The sequence below is a fragment of the Variovorax sp. PBS-H4 genome, from assembly GCF_901827205.1.
Lineage (GTDB): Bacteria > Pseudomonadota > Gammaproteobacteria > Burkholderiales > Burkholderiaceae_C > Variovorax.
This window is the reverse complement of the sequence record NZ_LR594675.1, coordinates 3,081,770-3,098,774: the sequence shown is the minus strand read 5'-3', so window position 1 is coordinate 3,098,774 and position 17,005 is coordinate 3,081,770. Positions and strand designations below refer to the sequence as shown.

The following is a 17,005-nucleotide window of genomic DNA, read 5'->3' as shown; positions in this document are numbered from 1 at the left end:
CATGCAGTCCAAGCGCCACTCCCTCTTCGAGGTCGTGACCGGCACCGCCGTCGCCTTCCTCATCTCTCTGCTCGTGCAGCAATTCATCGTCGACCCCTTGTGGCACCTGCACAAGTCGATCTTCGAGAACCTGAGCATCACGGTGCTCTTCACTGTCGTCAGCGTAGTTCGCAGCTACTACTGGCGGCGCTTCTTCAATTGGCTCAATAACAAAAACAACAACAGCCATGTCACTCATAGGAATCACGGGTAAAGCCCAGGCCGGCAAAGACACCTTGGGCGCGGAGTTCGTGCGAGCCGGCTACCGCCGGATCTCATTCGCGGACCCGCTGAAGGAAGCCGTCTCCGTCATCGCCGGGGAGCCTCTCGAGCTCTTCCACACGATCGAGGGCAAGGAAGGCTTCTCGCCCATGCTCAACTGCACGCGGCGCCATGCGCTGCAGGCGGTCGGCAAGGGCGTGCGAGACGTGCTTGACCAGGGCATCTGGGTGCGCCGCGCGCTCGACGCCTGGGACCGCATGGGCCGCCCCAACGCCGTCATCACCGACGTGCGCTACACCAACGAGGCGGAGCTGATCTGCCAGTTCGGTGGGCTCATCCTCCACGTCTGGCGCCCCGGCAACGTCGGGCTCACCGGCGTAGCCGCCGCGCACGAGTCGGAGGCCGGCATCCGAGACGACCTGATCAACGAGCAGATCTGCAACAACGGCTCGATCGGAGAGCTGAACGCCGAAGCCCGCAAGATCATCGATCGGCTGGGCCCGTCGCGCGGCGCGCAGGCGGAGCTGCTCTGATGGCACAGGAGGCTGACAACCTTGACCGGGCCGCGGATCTGACCCGCGCCCTGGCCGAAGCCCAGATCGCTGCCGTGCGCCGCCAGGTCAAGCCTGAGCAGGTGCAGAACCCCGATGGCACCTGGCCGATCGTCGCGTGCATCGAATGCGACGCCGATCTGGGCCAGCGCCTCGCTCTCGGGAAGATCCGATGCGTGACCTGCCAGGACCTGCGGGAGCGCGGTGGAGTTCGCCAATGGCCAAGGTGAACCCCAACTCCCAGGCCTCCAAGATTCGCCGCGCCAAGGCCCTCCTGGAGGGCCTCCTGCGGGCCCCCAAGACGCGCGCCGGCCTGATCGCCGCCGCCAGGACGAAGGGGGTCACGCGCAACTTCCTGTACGGGTGGCTTTCGAACGCCGTCCGCACCGGCGAGGTGGTGATGCACAAGAGCACCGAGCCTCCCACCTTCCAGCTCGCCGCGACCGCGGCGTCCGAAAACCCCTCCTCCGGCGAGTACCCGATGTGGCTAGAGCCGCGCGGTCTGCCGGCCTTCAGCGCACGCACCGCCTTCATCGACGGAGAGCGCCAGGGGAAGAAATCGAAACCCGCAAAGGAACCTGAATGCGACTTCTCATCGACGGCAACAGCTACTTGAACGCCGCCCTGCTGGGCGGCACCGATCACGACTACGGCTACAAGGTCCAGACCGAGGACGGAAAGCAGGTCCAGGTCAACGGCGCCGAGTACGGCGTCGACAAATTCTGGGACAAGGTCGTTGCCGACCTCGAGCACTTCGGCGCCGCGCCCCGGCAGGTCATCCTCACCTGGGATGGCAAGAACGCCAAGGCGCGCCGGCGAGCCTACCTGCCGAACTACAAGCTCGGGCGCGACAAGATCGACGAGGTCAACGTCGAGCTCAACAAGGCGCGCGAGGCCATCACCCAGATGGCACTCGACCTGGGCATGACCGTGATGCAGCAGAAGGGCATGGAGGCCGACGACGTGATCGGCTACCTGTGCAAGACGCTGCCCGGCCGCAAGGTCGTGTGCACGGTGGACGGCGACCTGAGCGTGCTGTTCGACGTTGCAACAGACACCCATGTCTGGCGCCTGGGCGAGCTTAACCAGCAGCCCTACGGCCCGTTCCCGCACAAGTTCATCACCCTGTACAAGAGCCTGGTCGGAGACTCTAGCGACAAGATCCCCGGCGCCACCGGCTTCGGCGACACCAAGTTCGTCGACATGATCCGCATCTTCGGGGTCGAGTGCCTTGAATCGATGCAGGACCTGATCCTGACCGGCAAGCTGACCTCCCTGCGCGAGGACATCGACGACCTGCTCAAGGCTGCGGCGGCACCTGGCGCGACCAAGGAGCACAGCAAGGACCTCAAGGCGCTCGCCGCTGGCCTGCAGAAGGTCATCGACTGCAAGGACCAGGTCGCGCTGTCCTGGCGCTGCGCCGAGCTGCACGTTGACAAGGTGAACACCCTTGAAGGGCCGCTCGAGATCCAGGCCGGCATGGTGAAGGTGTGGAGCTCGCTCGCGCCGGAGCGCCGCGTCGATGCGCTTCGCCGCTCGTATGCGACCAACACCCTGGTGCACGCCGGCAACTACGAAGAGGTGAAAGCCAAGCTGGCCGCGCGCTTCGCCGAGTCTCCGTTCATCACCGCGGACATCGAGACGTCCTCGACGGACGAGTCCGACGAGTGGGTCGAGGCGCTGAATCGCGCGCTGGAGAAGGATGGCGAGGACCGTCTGGACGCCCTGGGCCACGAGCTCACCGGCGGCTCGATCACCTTCGGCCCGAACACCCAGCACACCATCTACATGACGGTGGACCACCTGGAGACCGACGAGCACCGCAACATCACGCTGGACCAGTTCCGCGAGGTGCTCGAGCTGATCCCGCACGAGAAGATGCACACGGTGATCCACAACCGCAGCTTCGAATTCGGCGTGCTGTATCGCCACTTCGGCCAGGCCTGGAAAGACAACGGCTGGGGCGGCTTCGTGCCCAACGCGATCGACACCGCGATCGGCGCCTCGTACCAGAACGAGAACCTTCCGCGCGGCCTGAAGGAGCGCAGCGCGACGCACCTCGGATACAAGCAGACCACCTACGAGGAAGTGACCACCCGCAGGGGCCGGGTCGGCACGCTCACCGGCGGGCGCGTGAAGTCCGTCTACCCGGTCGAGATCGTGCCGGCGGTGACGAAGCCGAACCCGAAGAGCACCGAGGCCAAGCCGCTGAAGGACATCGTGGTGACGCCGGCGGTGACCGAGGACTGGGAAGAGCGCCAGTACAAGATGAAGGAGCTGACCGCCGCGCACGTGCTGGGCTACGGCTGCGACGACACGATGTGCACGGCCGCCTTGCACACCTTCTTCCAGCTCGTGATGGAGATCGAGAACACCTGGAACGTGTACCTCGAGGTCGAGCAGCGCCCGCAGTACCTGACCAGCCTGGCCAACTTCCAGGGCGTCAAGATCTCGATGGCTAAGCTCAAGGAGATGGAGCGCAAGGACGACGAGCGCTACGCCCAGGGCTGGGCCACGCTGCGCGCGTTCCTGCTCAAGCACGGCTGGGAAGGCACCGTGTGCCCGGAGTTCGAGGGAAGCCTTGAGCCGTCCGACGTAAAGCTGGCTGCAGGCATCCTGCTGCCAGACGGCGAGTTCTCGACGAGGGCGCGCAAGCACAACGCGATGGCGGCGGCCCTGCGCGAGCAGTTCCCCGACAACGACGTCGCCTCGGTGCTGGCCAACTACGTCGAGTCGGACAACGTCGAGGGCGTGAATCAGCTGGTGCGCGAGCACTTCACCGGCGAGCCGCAGATCAAGTTCAACTCGCCCAAGCAGATGCAGAATCTGTTCTACAACGTGATGGGCATGACTCCCCGGGGGTTCAACGCGCTGACCGAAAAGCAGCGCGACATCCCCGAGATGGCCGCCGCGTTCCGCAAGCTGCGCCTGATCAAGGACGGCAAGCTGACGATGTCCGACCTCACGAAGGAGGAGCGGGACATCCTGATCTCCAAGGCATCGACGGACGACGACCTGGTCGAGTTCTCGCTGGCCCGCGACCCACTGACCGATGAGAACCGCGAGGCGCTGAAGGCGTACCAGGCGGTGCGATCGGTGATGACTCGCCGCAGCCTCTTCTACAAGACCTACAAGGCGATCCCGCACTGGCGCACCGGCCGGATCCACTCGAACATGAACCAGTGCCAGGCGGTGACGCGGCGCTATTCGAGCAGCGGCCCCAACCTGCAGCAGCTGCCCAAGCTGGGCGAAGGCTCGGAGTTCCGTGGCATCGTCCAGCCGCACAAGCCGACGGCCGTCGTCGTGTCGTGCGACTTCTCCGGCCAGGAGCTGCGCTTGATGGCTCACCTGTCGAAGGACGAGAACCTGACGTCGTGCTATGTGGGCGACAACAAGAAGGACGTGCACAGCCTGACGGCCGCGGCGTCTTCGAAGTGGCTGTGGGACGGGGAGATGAGCTACGAGACCTTCGTGCAGCGCCGAAAGAGCGACGACAAGGCCATCGCCGACAAGGCAGAGGAGCTGCGCAAGGACTCCAAGATCGTGAACTTCGGCACCAACTACGACATGCAGGCGCCTGCGCTTGCCATCAAGTTGAAGGTCGAGGACGAGGTCGCTCAGCAGTTCATCGACGCCAAGGACGCCGCGATGCCGGGCATCGGGATCTGGAAGGACGAGGTTCGCAAGAAGGTCGAGGAGATCGGCTACGCATCCACGCTGCTCGGCGCGCGCCGGCACCTGGAAGAGGTCCTGCGCAGCGACAACCACTGGGAGCGATCGAAGGCCGGCCGCCAGGGCCCCAACTTCGAGATCCAGGGTTCCGGCGCCGAGCAGTCGAAGCTGTCCATGGGCGAGATGTGGGACCAGGGTCTGTTCACAGGCCGCTACGATGCGGAGTTCATCGCGCCGATCCACGACGAGTGCGTGGCCAGCGTCGATGCCGCTGACAGGGATCACGCGGTGAACTTCATCCGCGAGTTCCACGCCTGCATGGCGCAGCCGTACGGCGGCATGACGATCCCCGTCGTGTCGTCGATCTCGATCGGACCTGACTTCAAGCACCAGATCGAGTGCGGTGACGAGTTCGACGAGGCCAAGATCCGCGCCGCGCTGGCCGAGATCTTCGACAAAGAGGAGGTGGCAGCTTGAGCGACATTCGCCCAATCCGAAACGAGGACATCTGCCTCTGGCCGGACGACACGTGGTGCTACTTCGAGGACCTCGAGGAGTACCTCTGGATGAGTGACGACTTCGAGGTGATCCCCTGCGACTCAACCCGCTGGAACGAGATCGTCAATGGCTGATCGCAACGTGCTGACCGCGCCGGTCAGCGTCTGCTTCGATCCGGAGATCCACCCCGCCCCGCGCGGGGTGACTCTCTGGGTCGTCGGGCCGGGTGGAACCGGCTACAAGGGGCACTGGTACGAGGGCGCCATCGCCTGGGGATACCTGCCTCAGATTCCTGAGAGCGTGAAGGCGCGACAGGACCAGCTCCAAAAAGAAAAACAACAAAGAGAGCGCATCCGTGACCAACAAAGTAATCCCGAGCTTTCGGAAGAGCAAGTTCGCTGACCGGGGCAAAGAGGCCGAGAACGCTGCCTCCAAGTACCTGTCGCAGTGGGCGAGTGGCTACGCCAACCGCGAGTTCAACCGCCTGGTCGACACCAAGGCGGCGGGCCGCATCATCAAGGCATCGAAGGCTGACTTCGAGTTCTTCTACTTCCCTACCAACAGCGTGTTCGCCTTCTTCGGCCTGCTCGAGGTGAAGGAGACGGAGCACGACTACAGGCTTGAACGAGCCAAGGTGTCTCAGATGCCCCGCCTGGTCAAGCACATGAAGTGCGGCGGCACCTGCCACGTCCTCGTGCATCACAAGACGATCGACAAGTGGCGCTGCATCAACGCGCTCTGGATGCGCGACAACGGTGACAAGGGCAGCTGGAACATCGCCGAGTTCCCGGCGTTCGACACGCCCGGCGAAGCCCTGCGCGCGCTCAACCCGCTGCTCTGGTCTCTGTGATGGCCGAGAGGTATTGCCCGTACCACCGCGGGTTTGTGGTCGACGAGGGCTTCCGCATCGTCGTCGACCACAGGTCCAACACGACGCGCGGCATGTGCCCTGCCTGCCAGGCGAAGCGGCGCCTGCCGCGCGCCGAGCTCCAGGCGCTGGCCGATCGCGATCGAGCCGAGCGCGCTGCGCAAGCCAAACGAATCGCCGCCGCGGCGAGAGAAAGAAAACCCGAATGAAGACCATCATCATCAACGACCTCCACCTCGGCGTGAACCGCTCCGGTGGCACCACCCTCTCCTCACTCGACGCCCTGCGCGAGTACGGCCACACGAAGCATCGCGACCTGCTGGCCCAGGCCGACGACGGCGACACGACGATCGTCAACGGCGACCTCTCGGATGTCTACGACATTCCGCTCGCGCAGGCGATCGAGATCTACATCACCGTGGTGGAGCACCTGCAGGCCAAGCAGAAGTCGCGCGTCATCTGGGCGGTGGGCAACCACGACCTGAGCAAGGACTCGAGCAAGCTGGGCACCGTCGCGTTCCTGGGCGCGCTGCTCCAGGGCCAGTTTCCGGGGCGGTTCCAACTGCTTGACAGAGCCGGCCTGCTCGGAGCCGACATCTACATCATCCCCCACGTGGCGAACCAGGAGATGTTCGACATGGAGCTGACTCGCATTCCGACAGGTGTGAAGTTCCTCCTGCTGCACTGCAACTTTGACAACGAGTTCGCCGGCGCGATGGACCACAGCTTGAACCTGTCGCGCAAGCAGGCCAAGGCGCTGCGGGATCGCGGCATCACGATGATCCTTGGCCACGAGCACCAGCAGCGCGACCTGCTGGGCGGCCGCGTCGTGATCGTCGGCAACCAGTTCCCCACTTCGGTGGCGGACTGCCTGGGCAACGACACGAAGCGCTGTGCGGTGATCGAGGACGGTGAGCTGTCGTTCATCCAGACCTGGTCGCGCGACGACAAGGTCGGCTACTTCCAGGAGGTCGACTGGCGCGACGTCGCCGGCTTCATCCACGAGCCGAGCGGCTTCATCCGCGTGGCCGGCAACGCGAAGGGCGAAGAGGCCGCCGAGATGATCAAGGCGATCTCGACCCTGCGCTCGAAGAGCGAGGCGTTCGTCATCACCAACGCCGTGCAGGTCGAGCAGGCAGAAGGTCTGGGCGACATCGCTGCCAGTGTCGAGGACGTGCGCAGCGTGAACGTGATCGACCTGCTGCTCGAGGTCCTGGACCCGGAGCAGCAGCGCGTCGTGAAGCAGCTGGTCGGCCGCGACGTCGAGCCGCAGGCGGCTGAGGCAGAGGAAGAAGAGGAGGTGGCAGCGTGAGCCGAATCATGAAACCGGAGGAGATGGATCTCCAACCGAAGGACGTGCGCCGCGTGCTTGACCACGGCCTCGTGCGCCTGGTCGAGCACATGGGAAGCGACCTGTCCATCGTGCGCAACGCTCGCGTCAGCTACGACGCCGAGTGGCGCGCCGGCGAGGACGAAGGCAAGGACGCCAAGCTGATCGACTACCTGGTGCGCAACCACCACACATCGCCGCTGGAGGCCGTCAGCTTCACGTTCGAGGTGAAGGCGCCCATCTTCGTCTTCCGCCAGTGGCACCGCCACCGAACCTGGAGCTTCAACGAGATCTCGGCCCGCTACGCCGAGCTTCCGGAGGAGTTCTACGTGCCGGAGCTGAACCAGATCACGACCCAGGCGACCAGCAACAAGCAGATGCGGACGGCGGAGCAGCACCCTGAGGCATTCCTTGCTCAGCAGAACATTCGCCGGTCCTGCGAAGAGGCGTTTGATCGCTACAAGTACCTGATCTGTATGGGCGTGCCCCGAGAGCTTGCCCGCGGCGTGCTCCCCGTCAACACCTACAGCCACATGTTCGCCACGGTGGATCTTCACAACCTGGCTCACTTCCTGAAGCTGCGCCTACATGAGCACTCGCAGTACGAGATCCGCGTGTACGCGCAGGCCATGCTCGAGCTTATCGAGCCCATCGTTCCGGTCGCTGTCGCGGCCCTTCGCAAGCACCGCCTGGGGGCTCAATGAGAGAGATCTGGAAAGACGTCAAGGGCTACGAGGGCCTGTATCGAGTATCGAACCTGGGCCGAGTGCTCGGGGTCAAGCGCGGCAAGGCCCTGTCCCTGAACAAAAAGCCCGGGGAGACTCCCACGGTGACCCTGTGCAGCGGGGGCGTGTACCAGACAAGGAGCGTCGCAACCATCGTGTGCGAGGCCTTCAAGGGATACAAACCCGACGGCGCCGTACCCGCCCACAAGGACGGGGACCTGACCAACAACCGGACCAGCAACTTGTTCTGGGCCAGTCGCGATACCTGGGTGGCGGACACGCATGGCCGGAGCCCGTTCCCAGTTTCATTCGAGCTGGTGTCACCACAGGGCCTCGTCGTTAGGTCGGAGGGCCTCCTGGCTCTCTGCCGAGAGAACGGCCTGCTGCCATCCGGGGTGAGCCGACTGCTCAGTGGGAAGTCCCTGTCTCACAGGGGATGGACCCGTCCGGATAGCCCGCCCCGGTGGCTGGCGCGAACACAACAAAGGGCACTCGCATGCTGAACAAAATCACCCTCACCAACTTCCAACGCCACCGCAACCTGGAGGTGGTTTTCAACGCCGGCATCTCCGCGCTGCGCGGCAGCAACGAGGCCGGCAAGTCGACGCTGATCCGCGCGGTCTGCTACGCCCTCTTCGGCTCCAAGGCCATGCCCGTCTCGCTCGACGAGCTGGTCACCTGGGGTGAGCCGACCAACACCCTCAAGGTGGTGCTCGAGTTCGTGGTCGATGGCGTCGTGTACACGATCAAGCGCGGCAAGTCCGGCGCCGAGATCAACTACGACGGCGGCATCGTCACCGGCCAGAACGAGTGCACGGCGTTCGTCTCCAAGCTGTTGAAGGCTGACGCCGGCGCGGCGTCGAAGCTGATGCTGGCCAACCAGAACGAGATCCGCGGCGCGCTCGAGAAGGGCCCGGCCGAGACCACGAAGCTGATCGAGCAGCTTGCCGAGTTCGACCAGCTCGACAACCTGATCGAGAAGATGGAAGGCACCCTCACGCTGGGCAGCCCGAAGGTGGCCGAGGCGGCCATCTCCAACGCCGAGATCCAGCTCGAGCAGGCGCGCGCCGCGGCGGTGCCGGTGGACGTCGAGGGTCACGACCGACGGATCTTCAACGCCCAGGCTGATCTGGAGCTGGCCACCAAGGCCCTGGACGTGCACGACACAACCGTCGAGGTGCTGCGCAAGGAGGCGCACCGGCTGACCGACCGGGCCAAGGACCGGGACGCGGCCGAGAAGGCCCTCGAGGCGGCGACGGCGCGCCTGAACCGGGCGATCCAGCAGCAGGTGGAAGCCCAGGCCGTGAAGGCGCCGGAGCCTGTCGACGTCAAGGCGCTGCGCGAGCGGATTGCCCAGCTGGCCGACATGGGGAAGGTGCGCGCGGCGCGCGCCGCCGTGGAGCCGTTCCTGGACGAGCCGTCCCGCCCCGAGGACGATCGGTTCGAGGGCACGATCGAGGCGCTGCAGGAGGAGATCACGCAGACGCGCCGTCAGGTGACCGCTGCGCAGAGGGATCGCGACACCAACAAGTCGCGTGCCGACCTGGCCGAGTCGAAGATCTCGACGGGATCGTGCTCGACCTGCGGCCAGGACATCAGCCACCTTCCGGAAGTGGCGGCGCGCAACGCGCAGCTGCAGGCTGAGGTGACGGAGGCGCGCAAGCAGCAGGAGATCTTCGCCTCCACGCACCAGGGGCTGACGCGATACCTGCAGGAGCTCGAGGCCATCCAGAAGGAATCGACCCCGCGCTTGAACGCCTTTGCCAAGTTCGAGAGCTACCTGGACATCGACCTCCTCCTGCCGCCCACCCTGAAGTGGGTCGGCGGCGAGATCCCCGACAACGTCGAGGCCGAGATCGACGCGATCGAGAAGCAGATCGCCACCTTCGAGGCCGCCCAGCGCGCCTACGATGCGGCGAATGGCCGTCGAATCTCCGCAGAAGAGACGGTGAATGCCCTGCAACTCGAGCACCAGGAGCTGCGCCGGAAGCTGTCGCTCCTGCCGGCCGTGGACCCGGTGCCGGCGCAGAAGGCGCTGATGGACGCGCAGGCCAAGCGCCCCGATCTGGTGGCCGAGCAGCGCAACGCCCAGCGCAACCTCGACAACGAGGTGCGCGGCAAGGAGGACGCGATCGCGGCGTACGGGCGCGCCGTCAAGGCCGCCGAGGTGGCCGAGCTCACGCTCGCGGCGCGCCGCAAGGAGCTGACCGAGCTGGCGTTCAACAACCGGCTGCTGAAGGACGTGCGCGCCGCGCGCCCGGTGATCGCCGACAAGCTGTGGAACCTGGTCCTGGCGGCCGTCGGAAGGTACTTCTCGGAGATGCGCGGCTCGAAGTCGAGCGTCACGAAGGACACCGACGGGTTCAAGGTCGATGGACACCCGTCAACGACGTTGTCGGGGTCCACGCTCGACATCCTGGGCCTGGCGATCCGCGTGGCCCTGACCCGCACCTTCCTGCCCACGGCGCCGTTCCTCGTTCTCGACGAGCCGGCGGCTGCCATGGACGGGGAGCGCACCGAGCTCATGCTCGGTTTCCTGGTGACCTGCGGATTCCCGCAGACCCTGCTGGTGACCCACGAGGACATCAGCGAGTCCGTCGCCGACAACGTGATCACGATCTAGGAGGGGTGATGGCCCATTTCACATTGAACCAGGAGAGGATCCTGAAGCGCATCGAGGTCTTCAGGGACGAGATCACTGCGCCGCGGCTATGCGACGCACCGTGCGAACTGCTTGCCTCTCAGCTCGAGGAGTTGATCGTCATGACCGACCGCCTCCGCAGCAACGCTCGAGAACTCCTGAAGGGCCTTCCGAGGTCTGCCCTGTGAGCAGCGACCTGCAATACAAGCTGGGCCAGCTCGAGTACCGGGCCGGCCAGGAGCCGCAGTTCACCGAAGCCGAGCACTTCGTGGCCGAGCACATGCTGCAGCTCGACTTCGAGATGCTCAACGACGAAGGCACTGTCTACGGCTGCACCCTGGGCCAGATCCTGGAGCTGCTGCGGGCGCGCGGCGGGGCCGTGGAGCGCAGCAGCTCGCCGCTGCAGCTGTCGGTCATCCGGAAGTGGCCGGAGGGCTTCGAGGAGCGCCTCAACCACGTCTGGAGCGACGTCGTCAGCTACATCCCCAACGTCAAGCTGTACGACCTGCAGCGGATCCTGGCTCAGTTCGGCTTCGAGATGACGATCACGGAGAAGAAGTGAAAGACCACGAGATCGCAGCCCTTGTCGGGCAGCTGACCAACGTGGGCCGCGTGTACGGCCAGACCCAGCAGCTGCGCGAGCGCATCGCGCAGCTGGTGGTGCCGGCCGTGCGCGGCATCGTCGACGACATGTGCGCCCGCATCAAGGCGGCGGATGACGCCGCGGCGATGAACGACTACATGCTCGACAGCGACGACTGCATCAGCGTGCTCCTCGGCACCTGGCGCGCGCCGAGCGCTGCCGACCACCCCAAACCCCCAACCACCTGAAAAGGAACCCCCGTGCCAGAAGAAGAAGAGCCGCAAAAGCGGCCGACCATCGCCTACGCGCGAAGCCCCTCCGACGGAAAGCTGATGGCGTTCCAGGTGTCAGACACCAACATCGGATTCGGAGAAGCCATCGAGGCCGTCAAGGCCTCCCACCCGGGCGTCGCTCGCGTCCTCGTCCTGGTGGGTGACGCATGAGACTCATCTCCGACCGAACCCGTGCCGCCCTGGCGGCCCGACTCTACGGCGTCCGGCTGCCGAAGATCAACCTGCGCTGGCCGGCGACGAGTGGCAACAACCTGGCGCCCTGGTACACGATCCTGTGGCGCATGCTCTGGTGGATACCCCTCGCCGCCAGTATCGGGCTCACGACGGTCATCGTCGCCCTTTCGCACGGCATCGATGAGGCAGAGGACTTCTGGAAGCGCGCGCAGTGGTGAACCCAGACCTGCTCGAGTCGCTGAAGCTGTCGGCCCTGGCGATCCCGATCGCCGTTCCGCTGTCGATCTGGCTCAAGCCGCCTTGGTACGCCCAGCTTGCCATCCACCTGGCCGGGATCATGCTCATCCGGGCGGCGTACCTGTGACAAATGCCCGGGGGATTCCCCCCGGGCCCCGCAACACCCCACGATGCCCTCAGCGCCTCCTTTTCGGAGGTCTGCAGGGGTAGATGACCCATTTACACCCCGCGGAGGGCGCTCAAGGGCTGGTGACGGAGGCGGAAACGCCTCCGAGCCAATAAGAACAAGAACATCCCCATGTAAGAGAGAGAAACCCCCGTGACAAAAGAACAAGAGCTGCTCAAGCAGCCAGACCCAGCCGGCGCGAGGCGCGCGCCACGACCCACAGCCCTGCTCCTGATGCTCACCGCAGCTGGCGTTCTCGCCGGTTGCGGCGGCGGAGGCGGCGGTGCAACCCCGATGCCACTGTTCGCCACGGCGACTGCGGAGGCCCCGGCCGCCGCCGCGCAGGTGTCGGACGAATTCCAGAAGCTCGACGCGAGCTGGATCAAGGTGGCCAATGAAGGCAAGTCCTTCACCCTTGCCTCGAGCGCCGTCGTTCAATACGGCGCGAACTCGCGGTGGGTCTCGAAGACGCTGTCCGGCACCGTGGCGTGCACCAACCAGACCTTCGGCGACCCCGCGCCCTACGTGGCCAAGGCCTGCTACACGCAGGTCCCGCCGGCACCCGCTCCGGCACCAGCGCCTGTCGCACCGTCCGCAGGAACCGTCCTGGCCCAGGAAGGCGGATCGTTCACCGTGCCGGCCCCGACCCTCGTGAAATACGGCGCCGACACGCGCTGGGTATCAAAGGCAGTCAACGGCGCTGCATCGTGCACCAACGAGTTCTTCGGCAGCGACCCGGCATTCGGGACTGCGAAGTCGTGCGTGTCGGCCGGGGCTGTGGCTGCTCCTGCACCTGCTCCGGCCCCAGCGCCCGCTCCCGCTCCCGCCCCCGCGCCCGCGCCCGCCCCCGCCCCCGCCCCCGCCCCGGCGCCTGCGCCAGCTCCAGCGCCTGCGCCTGCCCCTGCTCCCGCTCCGGCCCCTGCTGTTGCTGGTGACATCGTCGACACCTCCGGTGCCGTCGACCCCGCCGCCTATGCCTCGATGGCGTACAAGTTCGCGACGGACGCTGGCGTGGCCTACCGCTACGGTGCACCCGCAAGCAAGGCTGGCGTTCAGACGCTGCCCGAGCGTGCGGACACTGGAGTCATGTCCGACATCCGCTCGGTCTACCAGCTGGGCCACGAGGACCCGACGAACAACCTCTACGTGTCCATCCACGCCGCGACGATCGGTGTCCCGGCCGGCACGCGCAGCGTCGAGAACTCGGTTGTGTGGCTGCAGAACTCTGCGACCGACCGCCGGACCTTCCAGCAGCGCCCGCAAGTGCTGTGGCAGCAGCAGCGCCTCCTGCCCACGGCGATCGACGACTACCTGTCGAGCGGCGCGCTGGCGAAGAACGACCCGGCAGATCTCCCTGTGGCAGAGCACCGCGGAGAGAGTGCAGCGGACAGCCCGGCGACCCGCTTGTCGTTGATCGCCACGCAGGGCAGCCCGACCAAGCCCTCGACGATGTACACCGTCGGCACGCTGACGGCTCAGAACCGCGCGAGCACGAAGTTCAAGTTGGGCTTCGTGCCGACCGGCATCTCCGTCACCGGCGGCGGCGAGTTCGCTCTGGTCAGCGGCTGGGACACGGTCGCCACGAAGGGCCAGGTGGCAGTGGTGTCGCTGGGCTCCGCTCCGCAAGGCTGGCAGCCCGGCCAAGCGCGCTACGACTGGTGGCACGGCTGGATGGACATGATGCACCCGGGCTTCGTCGACCAGGGCAACTATGTGTTCATGAAGGTGGTCGGCTACGTCGATCTGCCTTCGGACATGAAGGCGCCCACCGGCATCGTGACCACCACGGGCATCCACCCGTACACGACGATGCTCAAGTACGACTCCTCGGGCACCATCTCCAGCTTCCAGTACCTCGACTCGCCGATGGCGAACAATCGAGCGAAGATGCTGCCGGGCGGTGAGGACTACGAGCGCTACGCCAAGGGCGGTGTCTCGGTGGTGGTCAGCAAGAGCGAGAAGAAGGTGGCCTTCATCGACCTCCGGCCTCTGTTCACCTACACCAACGGCATGTACCTGGGCAGCGCCGCGAGCAACCTCGAGACGCAAAACGTGGGTCAGGCCGCAACGCAGTGGCCATACCCGCTGACCGCGGAGTCGATGCCGGTGGTGGTCAAGTCCTTGACCCTCGCCAGCCGCCCGACAGCCCTGTGGACGACTGCCACGCGCAGCTACTGGAGCAAGGACGAGCAGGTGCGGATCCCCGACTACCCGTTCTGGAAAACCACGCCGCAGTACCCGCGCGCCGCGATCGCTGTCGAAGGTGGCGAGCTGCAGCTGTTCTCCCTCGGGCGCTACGCCGCCGGCGCGAAGCCGACGACGCCTGACCCGGCGGACATTCAGAAGGTGGGATCGGTCACTGGCCTGGGCGACAACATCACGCACCTGGCTGCTGCCAAGGGCTACACCGGCGTCGAGGACCCGATCAACGAGCTGGTGCTGTTCACCGACCGAGCCAACCGGCGCTGGGGTTGGGTGAAGCTCAGCAACGCGAGCGACTCGAGCTCGACCGGCAGCGTAATTCGCACGATGGAGGACAGCCGGGTCGACCCGATCATGGTCACCAACGCAGATGACTACTCGACCCAGGGCCGGGTGCTGAGCGTGGCGGACTACACGGGCATGAGCGTGGCGAACTACCGCTTCGGCGACGTGATCTATCCGGACGCCGGCAGCGGATTCTGCGTCTCGGCAGGCGCCTGCCCGACGCTGACCAGCAACGGCGAGTTCGCTGGCAAGCTGGCCCTGCCGTTCAAGCCGACCTCGGTGCACAGCTCCAACGTGCCGTAAGGCAGCGACGAAGACGTTGACGGGGCCTTCGGGCCCCGTTACTTTCTCCCCGACAAGAACAAGAGCCGCTCAAGCGGCCTGGACCATGAAGACACCTCCCGCACCCATCGTCACCATCCGCCCGCTGTTCCTCGCACGACCAGACGCCGCGGCCTACCTGGCCATCTCCGAGAGCCTGCTCGACAACCTGGTCGCGCGGGGCAAGGTGCCGAAGCCTCGCAAGCTGAGCGCCGGCCGTACCGCCTGGCTTGTGGAGGACCTGGACAACTGGGGCCGCGAGCTGCCGGTGTCCGACCTGCTGCCGCCAGAGAACAGCGGCTACGGGCGCGCCGGCAAGCCTGCCTGAGCCACCAGCGCCTCGAGGTGCTTCGACAGCTTGCCCAGCCACTCCCGGCGCTCCTTGTCGTAGCTGTAGGCGTTGTAGGTGCCAACGATGCCCTCAGGCATGTGCCCCAGGATCGCTTCGGCGATCTCCTCGGGGCACCCCAACGCCGCCAGCATCGTGCGCCCCGTGCGGCGCAGGCTGTGCGGCGTCCAGCCCGTCACCGGCAGGGCCTTCAAGTGCGCGCCATCCGAGCCGTGACGCTTGCGCTTCGCTGAGTACGGCTGCAGGTCGTAGATGTAGGTGCTGAAGCTGTGCTGCGTGTACTGGCCGCCCTCTTCGTCAGCGAACAGCCAGCCAGCCTCCCCCACCCCCTTCAGCCTCCTCTTCACGATCTTCAGCGCGCGCCCGACCAGCGGCACGCGCAGGTCGACGGCATTCTCGAAGCGCGCGTTCTTCGTCGCCTCCTTCGGCGCCGTCCACCACCAGCCGTCCCGCTCCTCGGTGACGTGCTCCGCCCGCATGCCGAGGAACTCGGCGCCGCGCGTGCAGGTCCACAGGTACATCTGCGTCGCGTCGCGCCCGAGCTCGTGCATGTTCGGCAGCCAGGCCAGCAGCTGCGAGACCTCGTCGTCGCGCAGCGCGCGGCGCTGCTGGCCGACGTGCCGGCCCGCGATCACCTTCCCCTTACTCTTCAGCCGGCCGCGCATCACGGTGCGCCACCAGTTCGGCACGTTGCCGTCCAGGCGCCCGGCGTCAAGCGCGTACTCCCAGGCCGACCCCAGCTCCGAGCGCAGCTTCTGGGCCGCTGTCGGTGTAGCTTTTCGCGCGTCCAGGATGTCGAAGCAAGTCGCTCGCGTGACCTGGTCGGCCCGCATCTCCGCGAACGCTTCCTCTTCGTCAAGCAAGCGCTCCAGCGCGCGGCGCGTCGCCAGCGCCCCGGCCTCCTTGCGCCCGCCCTCGAGGTGCCCGGTGACGTAGTCGTCAACCAGGCGCCGCACCGTGTAGGTTTCCGTCGCCGCGGCCGCGCGCGCGGCGCGCACCTTCTCCGACTTCACCGCCTTCACGTCGACGCCCTCGGCACGCTGCTGCCGCAGCTGGTCCCAGGCTGCGGCCGCCGCAGGCGCCGGCATCGCCGGGTACTCGCCGATCTTCACCTGCTTGAGCTTGCCCGTCACCGGCGATCGATAGCGGTACGTCCAGGCCTTGCGAGAGGCCGTGGCCTCGAGGCGCAGGCCTGGGCAGCCGCTCACCGTCAGGTGCTCACCGGGCGCCAGGAGCTTGGCCGCTCGAACATCAAAATACATGGCTCTATACTCCTCGCTGTCGGGGCGTGGCCCCGAGTGGGTCGAGGTATAGATTCTCTCAAAAACCTATACCAAACCTACACCTAGGTCGTAAGTGCGTGGGGGTTTGGATAAGTGAGATTGGGAATCTCTAGGATCCGAAGGGCTCGAAAACCTACGCTCAATCAACGACTTAGGCGAGAAACTCGTTGCAAATCAACGAGTTAGGAAATGCGGGTGTAGTTCAATGGTAGAACGGCAGCTTCCCAAGCTTCATACGAGGGTTCGATTCCCTTCACCCGCTCCATCGATCCGCAAGCACCGCGGATCAACCCCGCTCCACATGGGCGCGGATATCCCCCGTCGAATCGTCGATCCAGCCATGTGGCCGCGCCTTGGACACCATGGCGTCGAGGTCCGCCAGCCATTGCGGCGTCGCCAGCGGTCCGGCCAGCGTCCGCAGGCCGGCTTGGGAGACCCAGCAGGCCTGATCGTCTTCAAAACGTGCGGTGCCCGCAAAGTCCTTCAAGACCCGGTCGTTCACATCCAATGCCGCGTGAACGACGACCTTGAATGCCTTGAAATCGTCGGGCCGATGCAAGGACAGC

At 65.8% G+C, this 17,005-nt stretch carries 22 protein-coding genes and 1 tRNA gene; 21 read left to right on the top strand and 2 right to left on the bottom strand.

Annotated elements, in window-relative coordinates; all coding sequences use genetic code 11:
• Window position 1: 1 nt before the first annotated feature.
• The 20 genes from E5CHR_RS14525 to E5CHR_RS14430 all read left to right on the top strand — a co-directional run bounded on the left by E5CHR_RS14525 (window position 2) and on the right by E5CHR_RS14430 (window position 15,135).
• The gene (locus E5CHR_RS14525) at window positions 2-253 is read left to right on the top strand and encodes a DUF7220 family protein (protein ID WP_162580494.1); all 252 of its coding nucleotides are present in this window, start codon (window positions 2-4) and stop codon (window positions 251-253) included.
• On the top strand, window positions 228-794 hold the full coding sequence (locus tag E5CHR_RS14520) for a deoxynucleotide monophosphate kinase family protein (protein WP_162580493.1): 567 nt from the start codon (window positions 228-230) through the stop codon (window positions 792-794). Before E5CHR_RS14525 ends, E5CHR_RS14520 begins: the two co-directional genes overlap by 26 nt.
• The gene (locus tag E5CHR_RS14515; RefSeq protein ID WP_162580492.1) at window positions 794-1,042 is read left to right on the top strand and encodes a hypothetical protein; all 249 of its coding nucleotides are present in this window, start codon (window positions 794-796) and stop codon (window positions 1,040-1,042) included. Before E5CHR_RS14520 ends, E5CHR_RS14515 begins: the two co-directional genes overlap by 1 nt.
• Window positions 1,030-1,428 (top strand): hypothetical protein, encoded by a 399-nt coding sequence (locus E5CHR_RS14510; protein ID WP_162580491.1) that lies wholly within the window; start codon window positions 1,030-1,032, stop codon window positions 1,426-1,428. Before E5CHR_RS14515 ends, E5CHR_RS14510 begins: the two co-directional genes overlap by 13 nt.
• Complete coding sequence (locus E5CHR_RS14505; protein WP_162580490.1) at window positions 1,395-4,961, top strand: DNA polymerase; 3,567 nt, start codon at window positions 1,395-1,397, stop codon at window positions 4,959-4,961. Before E5CHR_RS14510 ends, E5CHR_RS14505 begins: the two co-directional genes overlap by 34 nt.
• The gene (locus E5CHR_RS14500) at window positions 4,958-5,116 is read left to right on the top strand and encodes a hypothetical protein (RefSeq protein ID WP_162577775.1); all 159 of its coding nucleotides are present in this window, start codon (window positions 4,958-4,960) and stop codon (window positions 5,114-5,116) included. Before E5CHR_RS14505 ends, E5CHR_RS14500 begins: the two co-directional genes overlap by 4 nt.
• Window positions 5,109-5,384 carry a hypothetical protein gene (locus E5CHR_RS14495; RefSeq protein WP_162580489.1) on the top strand — a complete coding sequence of 92 codons (276 nt, stop codon included), beginning with the start codon at window positions 5,109-5,111 and terminating at the stop codon, window positions 5,382-5,384. Before E5CHR_RS14500 ends, E5CHR_RS14495 begins: the two co-directional genes overlap by 8 nt.
• On the top strand, window positions 5,338-5,832 hold the full coding sequence (locus E5CHR_RS14490) for a hypothetical protein (protein WP_162580488.1): 495 nt from the start codon (window positions 5,338-5,340) through the stop codon (window positions 5,830-5,832). The genes E5CHR_RS14495 and E5CHR_RS14490 overlap by 47 nt, the downstream gene beginning before the upstream one ends.
• Window positions 5,833-6,055: 223 nt before the next feature.
• The gene (locus E5CHR_RS14485; RefSeq protein WP_162580487.1) at window positions 6,056-7,162 is read left to right on the top strand and encodes a metallophosphoesterase family protein; all 1,107 of its coding nucleotides are present in this window, start codon (window positions 6,056-6,058) and stop codon (window positions 7,160-7,162) included.
• On the top strand, window positions 7,159-7,884 hold the full coding sequence (gene thyX, locus E5CHR_RS14480) for an FAD-dependent thymidylate synthase (protein ID WP_197893856.1): 726 nt from the start codon (window positions 7,159-7,161) through the stop codon (window positions 7,882-7,884). The genes E5CHR_RS14485 and thyX overlap by 4 nt, the downstream gene beginning before the upstream one ends.
• Window positions 7,881-8,408: an NUMOD4 motif-containing HNH endonuclease gene (locus E5CHR_RS32125; protein ID WP_162580486.1), complete on the top strand. Its 528-nt coding sequence runs from the start codon at window positions 7,881-7,883 to the stop codon at window positions 8,406-8,408. Before thyX ends, E5CHR_RS32125 begins: the two co-directional genes overlap by 4 nt.
• On the top strand, window positions 8,402-10,528 hold the full coding sequence (locus tag E5CHR_RS14470) for an AAA family ATPase (protein WP_162580485.1): 2,127 nt from the start codon (window positions 8,402-8,404) through the stop codon (window positions 10,526-10,528). Before E5CHR_RS32125 ends, E5CHR_RS14470 begins: the two co-directional genes overlap by 7 nt.
• A gap of 8 nt (window positions 10,529-10,536) precedes the next feature.
• Window positions 10,537-10,734, top strand: a complete 198-nt coding sequence (locus tag E5CHR_RS14465) for a hypothetical protein (protein ID WP_162580484.1) — start codon at window positions 10,537-10,539, stop codon at window positions 10,732-10,734.
• Window positions 10,731-11,108 (top strand): hypothetical protein, encoded by a 378-nt coding sequence (locus tag E5CHR_RS14460; protein ID WP_162580483.1) that lies wholly within the window; start codon window positions 10,731-10,733, stop codon window positions 11,106-11,108. The genes E5CHR_RS14465 and E5CHR_RS14460 overlap by 4 nt, the downstream gene beginning before the upstream one ends.
• Window positions 11,105-11,377: a hypothetical protein gene (locus tag E5CHR_RS14455; RefSeq protein WP_162580482.1), complete on the top strand. Its 273-nt coding sequence runs from the start codon at window positions 11,105-11,107 to the stop codon at window positions 11,375-11,377. The genes E5CHR_RS14460 and E5CHR_RS14455 overlap by 4 nt, the downstream gene beginning before the upstream one ends.
• Before the next feature lie 12 nt (window positions 11,378-11,389).
• Complete coding sequence (locus E5CHR_RS14450) at window positions 11,390-11,572, top strand: hypothetical protein (protein ID WP_162580481.1); 183 nt, start codon at window positions 11,390-11,392, stop codon at window positions 11,570-11,572.
• Window positions 11,569-11,814 carry a hypothetical protein gene (locus tag E5CHR_RS14445; protein WP_162580480.1) on the top strand — a complete coding sequence of 82 codons (246 nt, stop codon included), beginning with the start codon at window positions 11,569-11,571 and terminating at the stop codon, window positions 11,812-11,814. Before E5CHR_RS14450 ends, E5CHR_RS14445 begins: the two co-directional genes overlap by 4 nt.
• The gene (locus tag E5CHR_RS14440; RefSeq protein ID WP_162580479.1) at window positions 11,808-11,960 is read left to right on the top strand and encodes a hypothetical protein; all 153 of its coding nucleotides are present in this window, start codon (window positions 11,808-11,810) and stop codon (window positions 11,958-11,960) included. The genes E5CHR_RS14445 and E5CHR_RS14440 overlap by 7 nt, the downstream gene beginning before the upstream one ends.
• A gap of 192 nt (window positions 11,961-12,152) precedes the next feature.
• Entirely contained in the window at window positions 12,153-14,789 is a 2,637-nt protein-coding gene (locus tag E5CHR_RS14435; protein ID WP_162577774.1) for a hypothetical protein, read from the top strand.
• 85 nt (window positions 14,790-14,874) lie between these two features.
• Window positions 14,875-15,135, top strand: a complete 261-nt coding sequence (locus E5CHR_RS14430; RefSeq protein ID WP_162580478.1) for a helix-turn-helix transcriptional regulator — start codon at window positions 14,875-14,877, stop codon at window positions 15,133-15,135.
• On the opposite strand, the gene E5CHR_RS14425 is transcribed toward E5CHR_RS14430, so the two are convergent.
• Window positions 15,108-16,418 (bottom strand): tyrosine-type recombinase/integrase, encoded by a 1,311-nt coding sequence (locus E5CHR_RS14425; RefSeq protein WP_162580477.1) that lies wholly within the window; start codon window positions 16,416-16,418, stop codon window positions 15,108-15,110. The two genes, E5CHR_RS14430 and E5CHR_RS14425, sit on opposite strands and share 28 nt — an antisense overlap.
• A gap of 212 nt (window positions 16,419-16,630) precedes the next feature.
• Between E5CHR_RS14425 and E5CHR_RS14420 the strand changes: the two genes are divergently transcribed.
• A tRNA-Gly gene (locus tag E5CHR_RS14420) sits at window positions 16,631-16,704 on the top strand.
• A 21-nt stretch (window positions 16,705-16,725) separates the two neighbouring features.
• On the opposite strand, the gene E5CHR_RS14415 is transcribed toward E5CHR_RS14420, so the two are convergent.
• Window positions 16,726-16,998 carry a hypothetical protein gene (locus E5CHR_RS14415; protein WP_162580476.1) on the bottom strand — a complete coding sequence of 91 codons (273 nt, stop codon included), beginning with the start codon at window positions 16,996-16,998 and terminating at the stop codon, window positions 16,726-16,728.
• Between the last annotated feature and the right edge of the window lie 7 nt (window positions 16,999-17,005).